Below are 16,870 nucleotides of genomic sequence, written 5' to 3' on the forward strand. Positions count from 1 at the left end.
AAGCTTAGTTCAAAACATTTTTCGTGTTTTTTACTAAGCTTTTTTTTTAGCCCACTTTCTTTACCTTTCCCTATTATTCTCTTTTTTTATTATTTTTTATAGTTTTATTGCCTCTTTTTTATTTTATTGCCTTTTTTTATTATTTTTTCTATTCTAGTTTGTTTTATCTAATATATTTGATATAGCTTCGTATTCTTTTAAACCATAGTTAATAAAAACTCTCTTCTTTTTTATCTTTTTAAACATATTTTATTGGTTTATTTATTAAGGTGAGACCTTTTTTATTAGTTATAAGAGTCTTTATTAAAATACATCCCAAGATTAAATCTTATTGCATATCTTGGTTTAAAATCTTCCTCTCTACTATAATAGTTCTCTGGTATTGTATCTATATACAACCATTTCTTTATAAAGTGTCTATATTTTAGTTTTAAGGCATATCTTTTTATTTTCATATCAGAGTTTATGTTATTAATATTTGTATTTGCTGTGTACCTTAAATAGTTTTTATTTGTTAGTTTTTGATCTAAATATATAGAGTGATATATTTCACTATTATTTTCTTTTTGTGATTGCCAATAATGTTGATTAAAATTGTGTACTGAAAAGCTTTCATTTATTGCTCTATCTATTTTAAAATAACTAGTAGATTCTAAATCCTTTAAATTAGAATATTTAAAAGTTTGATTTAATGTATAAATATAATTAGTGTTAACATTATCAAAAATTTTTTTTGCTTCTATTTTTATAAATGGATCTAATTTACTTTTTATTTTTATACCTACTTTTGTTTTTAAATTAAGATTATTTTTTAAAGCTTTATAGTATCCTAATGCTAAATTAACATCATCTTTTTTACTTTCTGATGTTTTATTTTCTATATTGTCTATTGTGTCTCTTTGTTCATCTGTTTCAATTTCTATATGTATTGCTTCTTTTAGTCTAGGTAGTTTAAGTTTTACTTTTACTCTTTGATCTAAAACTATATCTTCATGTTGATTTTGAGATGCAGATAATTCAATAAGTCCATAAGCATTATGATAATCCAAATTATCAACTGTATCTTCAAAAAAGAAGTTATCAATATTAATAGATGTATTAATAATTGAGCTATGAATTGTTTCTCTAATATTCTTAGTATTTTCTATAAAATCATCTAAAAAGGTTTTATTATCTACTTCATTTCCATAAGATAAGCTATTTGCTATAAAAATAGTTAATAAAATCTTTTTTTTCATATAGTACTCTTTTTTGCTTGATATTGTATATTTAGCTTATGACACATTTTTATTCCATATAAATATATTATCCAAGATATATATATCCAAAAGAAAGTAAATAAAAGTGTCGCTAATGAACCATATATTGTAGTGTATGTTTTATTATATATAACATAATAAATAAATAGATTTTTAGTTATTGATAAAATAATTAGTGTTATTAATGATGATATTAATGCTGCTTTATCATTTATATGTCTATTTACACTATATTTAAATAAAGAGTAAAAAATTAGCCATGAGAATAAATATGAAAATATTATATTTAATATATTATTATCGTAAAATGCTGTTATTATATTTAAGGCAGCAAATATTATAGGAAGCATTACTAAATATAAAGAATAGAATATAAATGAAAAATGAATAGATTTTCTTTTTGATTTATGAATTTTATTTACTATATATTCATAATCTTTAAAAAACATAATAAATACAAATAACATATAGAATATTCCAAGCCATCCTAATTTATTTGAATTTGAAATATAATCTTTAAGTGTATTAACAATATCTACTGAATGAGTTGGATTAATAATGTTAAAAATATAGTCTATAAAAATATCTATATACGATTGAAATTCTTGAAAGCTTGAAATTATCGCAATAAGTAATGCAATAATTGGAAGAATAGAGAAAATAGTAAAGAAGCTTAAACTAGCTGCATAATATGTTGTATCATCATTAAAAAATGAATCAATTGCTGATATTACTTTTTTAGTTAAGCTATCTTTTTTATCTTCTTTATTCATTTTTCATTAAAGTCCCATTTTAAATGGATTTAAAATATTATTTGGATCAAAAGCTTTTTTAATACTTCTAAATAATTCAATTTCAGCTTCATTAAATGCTATATTCATAAACGGAGCTTTTGATAATCCAATACCATGCTCACCAGATAGAGTTCCACCCATATCACAAACCATTTGAAATATATCTTCAATTGCTTTATGCCCATCTTCCATTTCTTTTGGATTTGTTTTATCTTTAACCATTACGTTTACATGGATATTTCCATCCCCGGCATGGCCAAAACAAGGAACATTGAATCCATATTTTTCTCCAATAGCATAAATCGCATCAAGTGCTTCTGGAAGTTTTGATCTTGGTACAGATATATCTTCATTTAATTTTTTTGTTCCATAAATCATAGTTGCAGGACTTGCATTTCTTCTTGCAAACCAAAGTGAATTGCCATGTGCTTCATCTTTTGCTTCTATAAAATCAACTGAACCATATTGTGCAAAAGCTTCTTTTAATGTTTGAATTTGTGAATCAACTTCTGCTTGCGATGAGCCATCAACATCTCCTACTAAAATTCCACCTGCATTCTCAGGCAATTCTACTTGTGGAAATTTTTCTCTTAATGCTTTAATTACTAATGCATCTAAAAACTCCATTGCAACAGGGTTTGCACCACTTGCAAGAGATTTGAAAACGGCATTCATTGCTTTATTTACATCTGGGAATACCCCCATATATGTTTGTTTGAATTTTGGTTTTGGAATTAGTTTTAATGTTATTTCTGTAATTACTGCAAGTGTTCCTTCACTAGCTATTAAAATACCTGCTGTGTTATATCCAGCAACATCTTTAATAGTTTTTTTACCTGCTGTAATAATTTCACCATTTGGTAAAACAGCTCTAAGTGCTACAACATAATCTTTTGTAATTCCATATTTAGCAGCTCTCATACCACCTGCATTCTCACTAACATTTCCACCTAATGTAGAGTAATTTTCACTTGCTGGGTCTGGTGGGTAAAATAATCCAACTGCCTCAACAGCTTTTTGAAATTCCATATTAATAAGTCCTGGTTGAACAACTCCAACCATGTTTTCCATATCAATTTCAAGAAGTTTATTCATGTGTCTTTCTAGTGATAAAATAATACCACCATTAGAAGGTAAAGCTCCACCAGTAAAGCCAGAACCTGCACCTCTTGGTACAATTACTATTTTTTCTTCATTACAAAATTTTAAAATTTTTGAAATATCTTGTTCATCTCTTGGAAAAACAACTGCATCAGGTTCAAATCTTTCTTTTGTTGCATCATAACAATATGCAATTAAATGAGCTTTATCAGCTTTTACATTTTCTTCTCCAACAATAGATGTTAAATAATTTAAATGTTCTTGTTTTATCATTATTTAATTCCTAGAATATTTTTATAATAGTTTTCATAGCTATTATTATCATACGATTTTTTTTCTTCAAATTTATCTTCTTCATCTAATAAAAAATTAAAAATTGATAAATCAAAATTAAAATCAAAGTCTAATGGAGCTTCTTCAATTTTTTCTATTCTTGTATAAAATGGCAGTTCAGATTTTGATGAAGCATAACTAATATCATAATTTGTTAATGTTTTAAATGTTTTTGCATCTATTACATATACTTTATCTTCAAGTACTATAAATATTGTTCTTAAGTTTTGTTTTATTGCAAATTCTTGTATAGTCTTTTTTGAAGGAAACGGCTCTTCATTTATTTTTAATTGTGTTGCAAAAATATCTGAGTGTAAAAAGTTATTATATTTAAAGTTTTCTCTTACTATTTGAAATGCTTCTTGATTTGGTGCTATTAGCATTGATGATGTGTATAAGTAGTTTAGTGCTAAAATATCACCTTTTTGTGCACCTCTTTTAGATGTTGGTAATGCTTCTTGTTCTATATCATCAAATGAAGAAAACTCAATAGTTGAACTTGTATCATCAGAACTAATTACTTTAGCATTTGCTACAATTAATCTTTTATCATTATCATGTAAATGAATTACAACACCACTTTGTCCTATTATTAAATTGCCAATATCAATTACTGTTTTATTATCTTTAATATTCTCAATTTTTACACCAAAGGCCTGGAAAGAAAGTTTTTTTGTAGTATTGTTTGTATCAACTTTTTTAACTTCTTTTTTAAGTAATTTATCATTTGTAAGTAAATATTTATAACTTAATGAGTTTTGATTAGATTGCACTTTAATATCTAATACTCTCCAGCCTTTTTCTTCCATATCTTTTATTGAGTATTTGCTTGCACATTCTCCACCATCTAATTTTGTTACTTCAATTGTTGAAGGTGTGTTCCATTTATCTTTATAACAAATTGTTGTTTGCGCATTAGCTACAACTGTACTTAAAAGTAATGATGAACTAATTAGTGTAATTTTATTTAAAAGTTTATTCATATTTTTTCCTATTTATGCTTCTTGTAGTTCTTGAAGTTTTTTTCTAACTTCTTCTACATGAACAATCTCAAATTTTTCACCTTTTACAGTTTTTTTCTTTCTTACGTTTACTTTTTCCCAAACTGCAGCGATTTTACCTTCTGGATTAATAATAAATGTACTTCTTACAACTCCCATAAATTCTTTACCCATAAATTTTTTAAGTTGCCATACACCATAATCTTCACACATTTTTTTATCTACATCTGCTAATAGAGTAATAGTTAATTCTTTTTTTTCTATAAATTTTCTATGTTTTTGGGCATCATCAGGACTTACACCTAATATTACTGCATCTAAGTCATCAAATTGTGGATGAGCTTCTGTAAAGTCACAAGCTTGAGTTGTACAACCAGGAGTCATATCTTTTGGATAGAAGTATAAAACAATCCATTTACCTTTTAAATCTCTTGAGCAAATCTCAATATCATCTTGGTTTGGAGCACAAAAATCAGGTGCTTTTGTTCCTATTTCTAACATATAATTATCCTTTATTCTTTAATAGCTATAAATGTGGCAAAGTTTACCCATTTAAATATCGTCTCACAATGTGAGAAACCTGCATCTTTTATCATTTGTTTATTTTCATCTTCTGTATATGGTATCAAGACATTTTCTAATGCTTCTCTTTTTTGAGCTATTTCAAATTCTGAGTACCCTTGAGTTTTTTTAAACTCATAATATTCATCAATAGATTGTTTATTTAAAGTTGGGTTTGATGATATAACTTTCTCACTAAATATAAAAATACCTTTGTTTTCTAAAGAATCATAAATTTTTTTTACTAATTTTTCTCTTTGAAGAGGTCTAATAAATTGAAGTGTATAGTTTGAAAGTATAAGTTTTGCATCAGTATAAGAGATATCATGTAAGTCTGCGTTTATCAAATCAATATCTACGCCAAAAGCTTTTGCTTTCTTAGAAGCTCGATTTAACATAGCTTCAGAATTATCAATACCTATAAGTTTTAGATTTTTTTTACAATGTTTTGATAATTCTATTAGTGTTGAAGCAGTTGAACATCCTAAATCATATACTTTGTCATTTTCTTCTAAAAAATTAGATGCAAAGTTTATAGATAACCTTTGCATTTCTTTATAAAAAGGAACAGATCTATTTAGCATATCATCAAATACTGATGCAACATCTTCATCAAATTCAAATTGTTTTGTTATTGATTTTTCAAATACTTTATCTACCATGGAGATATTTTATCTAAATTATTATTAATCTAGATAAAAACAAATTTTTTATTTTCTAAATATTTTCTAGGTAACTATTTGCTTTATCTATATCCAAAAGAATCTGTTTCTTCAAATTATCAAAACTATCAAACTTTTTATTGTCTCTTAATTTTTCAAAGAATTTTATTTGGACTACAAACTCTTCATTTTTTATGTTTTTATCTAAGATATGTGTTTCAACAGCATAACTTCCATCTGTTGTTACTCTATGTCCTAAAAAAGTTATTGAGTTGTATTCTTTATTATTTAGTATTGTTTTTGTAGCATAAACTCCTTCATTAGGAAGTAAAAATTCTTCTACAAAAAGGTTTATAGTTGGTACAAAACTTTTTGCTCCTAAGCCTTGTCCTTTTATATGTTTTCCATATATTTTATATTCTTTACCTAGAAGTTTATTTGCTATTTTTATATTACCTTCTTTTAAATATTCTCTTATAACTCTTGAGTGGACAGCAATTGTATCTATTTTTACTTCATCTAAAACTTCAACTTCTCCATTAAATAATTCTTTTAGTTCTGTAACACAATTTTTCCTACCTTTTCCAAAGCAAAAATCAAAACCTACAACTATTTTTTTTAAGTTAGGATACTCTTCTTTTAAAAGTTTTATAAACTCTTTTCCTTCTAAGTGTTTGATATTTTCAAGTACATAATAATAAATAGGATATTTTGAATACTCTTGTCTATAACTTTTGGGAGTTAAATTTGCATATCCTGATTCTATTGATAGTATTGCACCATTTTCATCTAACTTCTCAAAAAGTTTTTGATGTGCAGCGTGCATTCCATCAAAGCCTCCTATTGCTATAGAAGTGATTGTATTTTTATTTACTAAAGTAGAAAAGTTCTTCTTCATTTCCATCTTTTCCTTGTAGTTTACTCTTTGAGTTATAGATTAACTTCCAGTTTAAAGCAGATATTGTATCTAAGAATTTTTGTCTTGCTAATTCTATTGCTTTTTTATCTTTTACCACACCTTTTTTATCTCTTTTTACATTTGTTCCAACTTCAAATTGTGGCTTAAATAAAATGATTATATCTTTGTTACTTAATCTGTTTATATCTTCTATTATATTTAAAATAGAAATAAAAGATACATCACAAGTAACTATTTCAAAACCATTTTTATTTTTATAGTCTCTTATATCAGTTTTTTCATAAAATGAAATTTTTTCATCACTTTTTATTTTTTCATGTAACTGGTTTGAGCCTACATCTACACAAGTAACACTTTTTACATTTTGATTAAGAAGTATTTGAGTAAATCCACCTGTACTACTTCCTATGTCTAATGCTGTTTTATCTTCTAATTTTAAACTTGGAAGTTCTTCTAAAAAGTGTTTTAGTTTATATGCCGCTCTACTTACATAAAACTCATCTTCAAGTATTTCAATTTTATTTTTTTCATTTACATCAAATGATGGTTTTGAAACTATATTGTTATCTACTTTTATTTTATTAGCTTTTATTAGTTCACTTGCTTTATTTCTACTTTGTAGTTGAAAGTTATCTTTTAGGTATTGGTCTAATCTCATGCGAAATTATAGTTAAATTTTTATCAAGAATAGTTTATATATACTATAATCTATTTTAATATGATGGGATTTATTTGAAGTTTGTAAAACAAGAGTATGAAAATACTTATGAAGAAAAAAAGTCAAAATTTATAGCACATTTAGTGCCTTACGAAGAATTTGAAGTACTTATGCAAAGGTTAAAACAAGAACATCCAAAGGGAAGACACTTTGTTTATGCTTATAGATATTTAAATGAGTATGGTCAAGTTGTTGAAAATAGTAGTGATGATGGAGAACCAAAAGGAACATCAGGAAAACCATCCCTTGCTGTCTTATCAGGTGCAGGCATTATAAATAGTGCAGTTATAATAGTAAGATATTTTGGTGGAGTAAAACTTGGAACGGGTGGACTTGTAAGAGCTTATGGCTCAAGTGTAAATGAAGTTTTAGATAAAGCAGAGTTTTTTGAGTATAAAAATTTAATTGTAAAAAAATTAGCTTGTGAGTATCAAGATTTATCTAAATTGGAGTATTTATTAAAAACAGATGGAATAAATATAAAATCAAAAGAGTTTTCTTCTTTTGTAATTCTTTATATTGAACTTTCAAAAGATGAATGGAATGATTTTTTACCAAAATTACCTTTGTCAATAAAAGTAAAATAATTTTTATTAATAATAATGATTATTAATTTAAATTATAAATAAATTGAAGCTAATATAACCGAAAAATCGAACTAATTTTAAGCTTTTTTTACTATAATATCTCAAAAATTAAAAAGGAAAGTAGTGAAAAAAGCATTTTCTTTAATGGAGCTTATGGTAGTAATTATTATTTTAGGCTTACTAGCAGCTTTTGTATTACCAAACCTTACTGGTAAAAGTGATGAAGCAAAAGATAAGATTGTATGTATTCAAATGAAAAGTATTGCGCAAACTTTAAAAATGTATAAACTTGATAACTCTTCTTATCCCCAAACACAAGAAGGTTTAGCTTTATTGGTTGAGAAAAAATATTTTGAGGATGGAAAACTTCCTAAAGATGCATGGGCAAATGAGTTTATTTATATTTCAAATGAGAATGGTTTTGATTTAGTATCAAAAGGTGCAGACAAAAAAGAAAGTACTGCTGATGATCTTTACTACTCAAAGTGTAAATAGTAAATGACGGATATTAGAGTAAAGAAAGCTTTTACTCTAATTGAACTTATTATAGTAATAGTTATAGTTTCAGCTACATATTTTTTAGTTTTTTCAACTAATAGTTTTAATACTCAAAATAATAATAAAAAAATTAGTTTAGAAAATTTAAAACAAACACTTTTTGACAAATATGATTTTTCACAAAGTTTAGAATTTATTTGTATTGACTCTACTTTTGATTGTTATTTAAAAGTAGATGGAGTTATCAGTGATAAAAAGCTTGTAAGCAATTTTTTCACTAATAAACCTGAAGTTTATGAATATGAAGCTATTGAAACAATAAAAGAATTCGATTCTATAAAAATAAATGATGTTGATTATGATGTTGTTTTTAGATTTATTATAAACAGTGATTATAAGACAAATGAGTTTATTTTAGATACATTAAAAAATAAAGTTTATATTTTTAATTCTATATATGAAAAACCATTAGTTTTTGAAGAATTAAGTAATGCTTTTGAAATTTTTAATAAAAATATTGTTGAGGTAAAAGATGCTTTTTAAATATCAGGGTTTTGATTCAAATGGAAAAAAAGTAAAATCTAAACTTGAAGCTACAAATTTAAATGAAGCAAAAGCAAAATTAAAAGCAAAAAGTATTTTATATACTGCTATAGAAGAAGAGAGTTTTAATTTTTCTAAAATTTCTTTAAAAAGAAAGAAAAATTTAGACTTATCAAGCTTATCAAATATTAGTAGGGATCTAAGTATTTATTTAAATTCAGGTATTTCTTTGATTTCAGCTGTAGAGCTATTAAAACAAAGATATAAAAATAATAAAACTTTAAATTCTTTTTTTGAATCAATTGGAACATATCTTGATGAAGGGAAAAATTTTTATGTTGCCCTTGATTCTCAAAGTATTATAAAACTTCCAGAATTTTATAAACAATCAATTAAAATAAGTGAAAATGGTGGACTTTTAGAGTCAGTTCTTTTAGAATTAGCAACTTTTTTAAAAGAACAAGATAGAGTAAAAAAACAAGCGGGCCAAGCTTTAGCTTATCCTTTATTTATTTTGTTTATTTCACTTTTTATGGTTGGTTTTATGCTTAGTTTTATTGTGCCTAAAATCACTGATATTTTTACGCAAATAGATCAAGAACTTCCTCAAAGTACAAAAATAGTAATAGCTTTAGGAGATTTTTTCTCAAATAATTATGCTTATGTTCTTGCAGGGATTATTTTTACTATTTTTATATTTATATTTCTAATGAAAAAATCAACTAAATTTAAATATGCCTTTGATAAATTAGTTTTAAAATTACCATTTTTTTCTACTATGATAGAGCAAGCTGAATTGTCAAGATTTTCTTATATGAATTCTATCTTGATAAAATCTGGTGTTCCCATAGTTCAAGCTATAAATTTAAGTGCAAATATTTTAAAAAACAGTGTAATAAAAAAGGTTTTTGTAGATGCTTCATCAAGTGTTGTTGAAGGAAAAAAACTATCAAGTTTACTTCATTCAAATAAAACATATAAAATTGATGAAGCTTTTATTCACTCTATTGCTATTGGTGAGGATACAAGTAGATTATCAGAAATATTGAATAATCTTGCAAGTTTATATAATGAAGCTAATAAAGATAAGATAAATCTTTTTTTGTCTTTACTTGAGCCTATTTTTATGCTTTTTGTTGGTGTAACTATTGGATTTATTGTAATTTCTATGCTTCTTCCAATTTTTTCTATGAATTTAGGTTAAAAATTGAAAAAATCTATTGTTCTTTTAGTTTCATTACTATTTATTACAGCTATTTCAGCATTAATTCTAAAAAATTTAGATGATACAAATGCATATATGAAAGAACAAAATCATAAACTAAACAAAGCTCAATTAATGATGATAATAAATAATGCTCAAATTGAAGCTTCAAAGGTCATAAAAAAATACTCTGATGATATTCCTTCTTTAGAGGATGTTCCTTTTTCTATAAAAGAGGTTGATATTTTATTATCTTTATCTCTTTATGATAAATATGACATAAATGTATATGATGATAAAACAAAAAAAATAAATAATAAAAAGTATGAGAAGTTGCAAAAGTTTTTTTGGGATAATTCAGTTGATGGTTTTGAAAATTTTGTATATTTATTAAAAGGTAACCAAAATATCAAAAATAGCAAGCAGTTAGATGATATAATAACTACTGTTATTAAACAGACATATAGTAATAAAATACTAGAGATTAAAGATGAATTAGGTTTTATATCTACTGATAGTAATAGTAAATTATATGAATTAAATTTAAAAGTTAAGTATTTAAAAAATATGGCAAAGGCATATTATATTTTAGATAAAGATGGAGAGGTAAAGTATTTTGAGCTTAGTTTCAAATAAGCATAAAAGAGTTTTTTTATGTTTAGGAAGTAAAATAAATGTAAAGCAGAAGGTTGACATTATTCTTTCCCCTGAGTTTTATTGGGTTAGGGTTTTTGATATTCCTGTTAAAAATAGTACTCAAGCAAGACATGTTCTTCCTACATTATTTGAGGATGTATTAGAGACAACAACAGAACTATCTTATCAAGTTTTAAAACTTGAGGATGGAAAATATTTATGTTTTGCATACATAAATAAAAAGATTTTTGAAGCAATAAAAAGTGCAGGTATTACAAGTTCACAAGTAAATTCAATATATTTTGCACAAACTGAATGTAAAAACTATAGACAGTTTACATCTTGTAACAAAAGTTTTTTATATACAAATGATGATATTTTAGTAAAAGTACCAAATGCTCTTTTATCTGATAAAATTAGTTTAGAAGAAAAACTTGATGAAATTAATTTATCTTCAAATAAAGTTGATATTAAATTATATAATAGTTCTTTATCTTCAAAGCAAATTTATTCATTATTAGCTGTTATGTTAATTGTTTGTTTTGTAAATATATTTAAAGTTATTGATTATAAAAATGAATTGGCTAATTTTGAAAATAAAATAGATGAAACTAAAAAGGCAAGTAAACTTCCTTCTTCAATGATTCAAACAAATTCTATTATAGATTCTTTTAAAAGTAAAAAAGAAACACAAATTCATTTAAGAGAAAGTATTTCATATATTTTAAAAAATAAAAAAACTACTTTAAAAAGTTTAAATATGAAAAAAAGAAATTTTGAGTTGGAGTATATAAATAGTAGTATGAATGATATTAAAAGTTATTTATCTAAAAAGTTTGAAATTCAATCTATTAGAAAAATAGGAAATGTTATAAAAGTGAGGCTTAAAGTATGAATAAAATAAATCCTTTATATCTTATTTTATTGATGTTTACTTTTGTATATATTTCTTTTGAAATTTTATCTCAAACTAAAGAAAATTTTATTGAAAAAAGTAATGAATATAATAGTGTAAAACAAAAAGCAAAAGAGTTTAAAGAACTTAATAACTCTTGGGCTAATAAAAATAGAACTATTAGAACAATTAATCAAATTACAAATAGTCCAAAATTTAGAAAACATAAAATTCTAAAAGTTGAAACACAAAAAAATATAAAACTTAAAATAGAAAGTATGGATTCTAAAGTTTTAAATGATTTTTTAAATAGAGTTTTAAATAAACAGCTGATTATAGATAAATTAGAGCTACAAAAGACTTATATAGCTTTAGAAATAGGATATAAATAATGAAAAAAATATTTAAAATTTTAGTATATATTTTCTTTTTTATTTTTATATCTTTGTTTTTTTTACCCAAGTCGGAATTGTATAATTTTTTAGAAAAACAACTTTTAAAAGAAAAGGTTATTATCTCAAATGAAAAATTAAAAGAGAATCTTTTAGGTATAACAGTAAACTTTGCTGATATTTATTATGAAGGTATAAATATAGCAAATGTAGAAAAAACAACTGTTTCTACATATCTTTTATATAATAAAATAGCAATAAAAAATGTAAGATTATTAGATAGTTTTAAGTCGATGTTCCCAAGTCCTATTTCAAATGTCTATTTAACATATAGTGTTTTAGACTACAAGAATATTCAAGTAGAAGCTGATGGTATATTTGGAAAAGCCCAAGGTAGTATTGATCTTATTAATAAAAAAGTATTTATATCTATAGACGCTTCAAGAATTATGAAAAACTCTTACTCTAATATGCTTAGACAAATGACATTAAAAGACGGAAGGTATTTGTATGAATATAAGTTTTAATAAATTACTTCAAAGTTTAATGCCTTTTATTTATATATCGCTTTTTGTATATGTGATTATGTCAATAATAGCTTCATTTTTACCTAAAAACTCTATTGAGTATATATCGGAAAATAGCTCCTATTTACAATACAATAAATATGATGGTTTTTATAATACAAAAACTGTATCTATACCTATTCAAAATAAACAAAGAACGGAAATAAAAAGTTTATCAAGTTACAGGCTAAAAGGTATATATTCTACAAATACAAATAGTGGTTGGGCTATTATTGAAAATAACAGAGATAAAAGTAGTTATTTCATTGCACAATATGAAGAACTTGATGGTTATGTATTAACAAAACTTTTTAAAAATTATGTAATTTTTGAGAAACAAGCAAAAGAATATAAATTAGAGTTAAATAAACAAAAAGAGAATATCTCTTATGAAGTATCAAGAAAAATAGATAATATAATTGAAAATATTGTTGTAAAAGATGATAGTGTGACTGTAAAAAGAGATTATTTAAACTCTTATGTAAAAAACCCAGATAAAGTATGGCAAAACATAGCAATAAATGAAATTAGAGATGGTTCTAAAATAAAAGGTTTTAAAGTAGGAAGAGTAAATAAAAACTCAGTTTTTTCAAAACTAGGATTAAAAAAAGGTGATATTATAAAAGCTATTAATAATAAAGTTTTAGACTCTTATGCAGATGCATTTGATGTGTATAAAAATATAAATAATACAAAGTATTTAAATATAGAAATTTTAAGAAATAATGAGATAATGGAGTTAAACTATGAGATTGATTAAGTTACTACTAGTAGGAGTTATTTTCACTTTTACTTTAAATGCAAGTGAAAAAATAAATATAAACTTTAAAAATTTAAAGATTATGGATTTAGTAAAAATTACATCTAAAATTATTGATAAGAATATTTTAGTTACAACTCAAATAAAAGGTAATGTTGATTTTATTTCAAATAAACCTTTACAAAAAGACGAATTAGTAAAAATACTTATATATGTACTTGAATCAAAAGGTTATACTCTTGTTCAGAATAATGAAATATTAAGAATCGTAAAATTAAATGAAGGGGCAAAAAAGAATGTCCCTGTATTAAATGGTTCTAAACAAAAAACTCATTATCAGATGGTAACAGAAGTATTTACAGTTTATAATGCAAATGTAGATTATGTAGCTTCAAAAATTAGACATCTTATCTCAAAAAATGCAAAACTTGTAACAAATAAAGAATCAAATTCACTTGTATTAACTGATTTTCTTGATAATATTAAAACTGTTAAAAAAGTAGTATCTATTATGACAAATGGAGCAAAAAAAGATACTAAAATAGTTGAGCTTAAAAATATTCAAGCAATAGAAGCAAAGAAAAATCTTGATGCAATTGCCAAGTCAAAATTTGATAGTAAAATTCAAACACAAAAAGTAGATATTATTGCGAATAAAGATAATAACTCTTTAATTTTAATAGGTCATAAACAAAATATAAACTACTTAGCAAAATATGTAAAAAGTGTAGATGAAAATGACTCATTAGTAAAAAGAGTGGTTGAAGTTATACCTTTAAAAAATGTTGAAGCAAAAAATGTAATCAAAATCATTGATGGAGTAATAGGAAAGAAAAAATATATAGATCAAAATGATAAACCACTTTCTTCAATAGATGAAGAATCAAATGCAATAGTTTTAATGGGACCATCGACTGAAATAGTTTATATAAAAGAGCTTTTAAAAGAGTTGGATAAAGAAAAAGCACAGGTTTATGTACAAGCTAGAATTATTGAATTAAATGAAAAACTTGTTGATGAGGTGGGTATAAAATATGGAATTTTTGGAGGGAAGTCAGGAAGTAAAGGACTTGGAACTTTTTCTTCTTCTTTAAATGGAGGAAAAGCAACAATTTCTTTCCCTGATAAATTAAGCTTAAATATTCCAAATATTTCATCTGGCCTTGCATTAGGTGCATCGATTTCACTATTAGATGAAAATAACGCTGCGGATATTGTATCTGAACCATCAATTTTAGCTGTAAATAATAAAGAAAGTTCTATTTATGTTGGGGAAACTATTTCAATAAAAACTTCATCAAGTTTTTCAGATAGTGGAAATGAAAATGCAAATTTTAAAAGAGAAGATGTTGGTTTAACACTAAAAGTAAAACCAAGAATTTCCAATGGAAATAAAGTTACATTAGAAATAAATACAATTTTAGAAGATGTTAAAGCTACTTCTGTAAGTGTAGGTTCAAATCCTGATACTACAAAAAAAGAAGTAAAAACCACAGCAATTGTAAATAATGGCGAGTCTGTAATAATTGGTGGTTTAATTGAAGATAAAGATGAAAAAACTGATAACGATATTCCTGGTTTATCGAAGATACCTTTAATTGGTAGTTTATTTGAACATGATAGTTCTTCAATTAGAAAAAAAAGTTTAGTTATTATAGTTACTCCTTATATAATTCCAAAATCTAAAGATTTATCTTATATTAGAAGTCAGTTATCTGAATTAAAGTTATTAGAAGATAAATATCTAAAAGAATCACTTATAAGATTAAAAGAAAAACAGATTGAAAAAGTTCAAAGAGAAAAAGAATACAACCAAAAATTAAAAGAACTAGAAAGAAAATATAGCTCTCTTAAAAGTAGCACTTCTTCAGAAAAAGAAGAGATAGATAATAGAACAGCCCATGAAAAAAGAGTAGCTGAGATTTTAGGAAATTAGTATGAATATAAATGAAGTACACAATTTAAGTCTTATCCCTTTTGAGGTAGATAATTATTCAACTGCTTTAAAGAACTATGTTCTTTTTACACAAATAGATGAAAAAATAGTAATTGCCATTTCAAAAGAACATATAAGTTTATCTTTAGATTATCTATCAAAACTTGATTATGAATATGAGATAGTTTTTTTAGATGAAATATCTTATGAAAAGCTTTATAATAAGTTTTTAGAAATAAAAACAGATAGTGAAATGAGTGCAATTCAGCAAGAGCAAGAAGGTGCAACTTTAGAAGACGAAGACTTTTCTATGAGTGACTTTTTAAAAGTGGGTAGCGATATCTTAACTTCTGAAGAATCAGCTCCTATTATCAAGTTTGTAAATTCACTCTTTTATCAAGCTATAAAGAAAAAATCCTCAGATATTCATATTGAAATGCATGAGTTTAAAGCTGAGGTTAGATATAGAGTTGATGGTGTTTTAGTTAAGCATATAGAACTTGATAAAAATATTATGTCTTTAGTAATTTCAAGAATAAAAGTTATTTCAAACCTTGATATTAGTGAAAAAAGAATTCCTCAAGATGGTCGAACACAAATTAAAATAGCAGGTAAAACTTTAGATATTAGGGTTTCTATTTTACCAACTTTTTATGGTGAAAGAGTTGTTATGAGAATACTTATGCAAAGTGAAGATATTTTAAGTGTTGAGCAATTAGGTTTTCCTTCATATATCACTTCAAAACTTGAAGATGTTCTTCAAAACTCTTATGGAATGGTATTAGTCACAGGACCAACGGGTAGTGGTAAATCAACAACTTTACATTCACTTTTACATCAAGTTGTAAGTGATGAAAAAAATATTATTACAGTTGAAGACCCAGTTGAGTATAAATCAAATGAGTTTTCACAAATACAAGTAAATACAAAAGTAGGACTTACTTTTGCATCAGGTCTTAGATCTATTTTAAGGCAGGATCCTGATATTATTATGGTGGGTGAGATTAGAGATAGTGAAACTGCTTCAATTGCTGTTCAATCAGCTCTTACAGGTCACTTACTTTTCTCAACTTTGCATACAAATAGAGCACCTGCTGCAATAACAAGACTTATTGATATGGGTGTTGAAAAATTTCTAATTTCATCTTCTCTACTTGCTGTACTTGCTCAAAGATTAGTTAGAAAGCTTTGTGATGAATGTAAAGAAGAAGATATCTCAGAAGGTTCTCATAAAGTATTTAGTTTAGATAATAATACTAAAATCTATAAGGCAAATGGTTGTAAATCTTGTAATTTTACAGGTTATAGTGGAAGGATTGCCATTGGAGAACTTTTTGTAATTGATGAAGATATAAAAGAGTATTTAAAAGGTGATGTTGATGATACTACGCTTATGAAAAAAGCTGTTGCAAATGGTATGATTTCATTAGATAAACAACTAAAACTTATGCTAGAAGCAGGGGATACCTCTGTAGATGAAGCTATAAGAATAGGTATTAAGTAAT

General features: G+C 25.0%; 19 protein-coding genes. 11 read left to right on the top strand and 8 right to left on the bottom strand.

The features are described from left to right. Positions 1-284: 284 nt before the first annotated feature. The 8 genes from ACH5BK_RS13865 to ACH5BK_RS13900 are packed head-to-tail and all read right to left on the bottom strand — an operon-like array spanning position 285 to position 7,288. Complete coding sequence (locus ACH5BK_RS13865) at positions 285-1,238, bottom strand: hypothetical protein (protein WP_404308422.1); 954 nt, start codon at positions 1,236-1,238, stop codon at positions 285-287. Then, positions 1,235-2,032: a YihY/virulence factor BrkB family protein gene (locus ACH5BK_RS13870; RefSeq protein WP_404308424.1), complete on the bottom strand. Its 798-nt coding sequence runs from the start codon at positions 2,030-2,032 to the stop codon at positions 1,235-1,237. Before ACH5BK_RS13870 ends, ACH5BK_RS13865 begins: the two co-directional genes overlap by 4 nt. A gap of 6 nt (positions 2,033-2,038) precedes the next feature. Beyond that, positions 2,039-3,427: an FAD-binding oxidoreductase gene (locus tag ACH5BK_RS13875; protein WP_404308426.1), complete on the bottom strand. Its 1,389-nt coding sequence runs from the start codon at positions 3,425-3,427 to the stop codon at positions 2,039-2,041. Continuing rightward, on the bottom strand, positions 3,427-4,470 hold the full coding sequence (locus ACH5BK_RS13880; protein ID WP_404308428.1) for a plasminogen-binding N-terminal domain-containing protein: 1,044 nt from the start codon (positions 4,468-4,470) through the stop codon (positions 3,427-3,429). Before ACH5BK_RS13880 ends, ACH5BK_RS13875 begins: the two co-directional genes overlap by 1 nt. A gap of 12 nt (positions 4,471-4,482) precedes the next feature. Beyond that, positions 4,483-4,989, bottom strand: a complete 507-nt coding sequence (bcp, locus tag ACH5BK_RS13885; RefSeq protein ID WP_404308431.1) for a thioredoxin-dependent thiol peroxidase — start codon at positions 4,987-4,989, stop codon at positions 4,483-4,485. Between the two features lie 11 nt (positions 4,990-5,000). After that, a complete protein-coding gene (gene cmoA / locus ACH5BK_RS13890; RefSeq protein ID WP_404308434.1) occupies positions 5,001-5,711 on the bottom strand; it encodes a carboxy-S-adenosyl-L-methionine synthase CmoA in 711 nt (236 codons plus the stop codon). Between the two features lie 55 nt (positions 5,712-5,766). Then, positions 5,767-6,609 (bottom strand): bifunctional riboflavin kinase/FAD synthetase, encoded by an 843-nt coding sequence (locus ACH5BK_RS13895; protein WP_404308436.1) that lies wholly within the window; start codon positions 6,607-6,609, stop codon positions 5,767-5,769. Continuing rightward, complete coding sequence (locus ACH5BK_RS13900) at positions 6,578-7,288, bottom strand: TlyA family RNA methyltransferase (protein WP_404308438.1); 711 nt, start codon at positions 7,286-7,288, stop codon at positions 6,578-6,580. The genes ACH5BK_RS13895 and ACH5BK_RS13900 overlap by 32 nt, the downstream gene beginning before the upstream one ends. Positions 7,289-7,362: 74 nt before the next feature. On the opposite strand from ACH5BK_RS13900, the gene ACH5BK_RS13905 reads away from it, so the two are divergent. From ACH5BK_RS13905 to ACH5BK_RS13955, 11 genes are all read left to right on the top strand, one after another. Beyond that, positions 7,363-7,935: a YigZ family protein gene (locus ACH5BK_RS13905; RefSeq protein WP_404308440.1), complete on the top strand. Its 573-nt coding sequence runs from the start codon at positions 7,363-7,365 to the stop codon at positions 7,933-7,935. Positions 7,936-8,058: 123 nt separating this feature from the next. Beyond that, positions 8,059-8,430 (top strand): type II secretion system major pseudopilin GspG, encoded by a 372-nt coding sequence (gene gspG / locus ACH5BK_RS13910; RefSeq protein ID WP_404308442.1) that lies wholly within the window; start codon positions 8,059-8,061, stop codon positions 8,428-8,430. A 3-nt stretch (positions 8,431-8,433) separates the two neighbouring features. Then, positions 8,434-8,976 carry a prepilin-type N-terminal cleavage/methylation domain-containing protein gene (locus ACH5BK_RS13915; RefSeq protein WP_404308444.1) on the top strand — a complete coding sequence of 181 codons (543 nt, stop codon included), beginning with the start codon at positions 8,434-8,436 and terminating at the stop codon, positions 8,974-8,976. Beyond that, on the top strand, positions 8,966-10,180 hold the full coding sequence (locus tag ACH5BK_RS13920) for a type II secretion system F family protein (RefSeq protein WP_404308446.1): 1,215 nt from the start codon (positions 8,966-8,968) through the stop codon (positions 10,178-10,180). Before ACH5BK_RS13915 ends, ACH5BK_RS13920 begins: the two co-directional genes overlap by 11 nt. A 3-nt stretch (positions 10,181-10,183) precedes the next feature. Further along, entirely contained in the window at positions 10,184-10,816 is a 633-nt protein-coding gene (locus tag ACH5BK_RS13925; RefSeq protein WP_404308448.1) for a hypothetical protein, read from the top strand. Further along, positions 10,797-11,711 (top strand): hypothetical protein, encoded by a 915-nt coding sequence (locus ACH5BK_RS13930; protein WP_404308450.1) that lies wholly within the window; start codon positions 10,797-10,799, stop codon positions 11,709-11,711. Before ACH5BK_RS13925 ends, ACH5BK_RS13930 begins: the two co-directional genes overlap by 20 nt. Further along, complete coding sequence (locus tag ACH5BK_RS13935) at positions 11,708-12,103, top strand: hypothetical protein (RefSeq protein ID WP_404308452.1); 396 nt, start codon at positions 11,708-11,710, stop codon at positions 12,101-12,103. The genes ACH5BK_RS13930 and ACH5BK_RS13935 overlap by 4 nt, the downstream gene beginning before the upstream one ends. A 77-nt stretch (positions 12,104-12,180) precedes the next feature. After that, positions 12,181-12,630, top strand: a complete 450-nt coding sequence (locus tag ACH5BK_RS13940; protein WP_404308454.1) for a hypothetical protein — start codon at positions 12,181-12,183, stop codon at positions 12,628-12,630. Beyond that, positions 12,614-13,429: a hypothetical protein gene (locus tag ACH5BK_RS13945; RefSeq protein WP_404308456.1), complete on the top strand. Its 816-nt coding sequence runs from the start codon at positions 12,614-12,616 to the stop codon at positions 13,427-13,429. The genes ACH5BK_RS13940 and ACH5BK_RS13945 overlap by 17 nt, the downstream gene beginning before the upstream one ends. Then, complete coding sequence (locus ACH5BK_RS13950; protein ID WP_404308458.1) at positions 13,416-15,365, top strand: secretin N-terminal domain-containing protein; 1,950 nt, start codon at positions 13,416-13,418, stop codon at positions 15,363-15,365. Before ACH5BK_RS13945 ends, ACH5BK_RS13950 begins: the two co-directional genes overlap by 14 nt. A gap of 1 nt (position 15,366) precedes the next feature. After that, positions 15,367-16,869, top strand: a complete 1,503-nt coding sequence (locus ACH5BK_RS13955; protein ID WP_404308460.1) for a GspE/PulE family protein — start codon at positions 15,367-15,369, stop codon at positions 16,867-16,869. The last annotated feature ends 1 nt before the right edge of the window (position 16,870 follow it).

Source organism: Arcobacter sp. YIC-80 (assembly GCF_044841725.1).
In the GTDB taxonomy this organism is placed as follows: domain Bacteria; phylum Campylobacterota; class Campylobacteria; order Campylobacterales; family Arcobacteraceae; genus Arcobacter_B.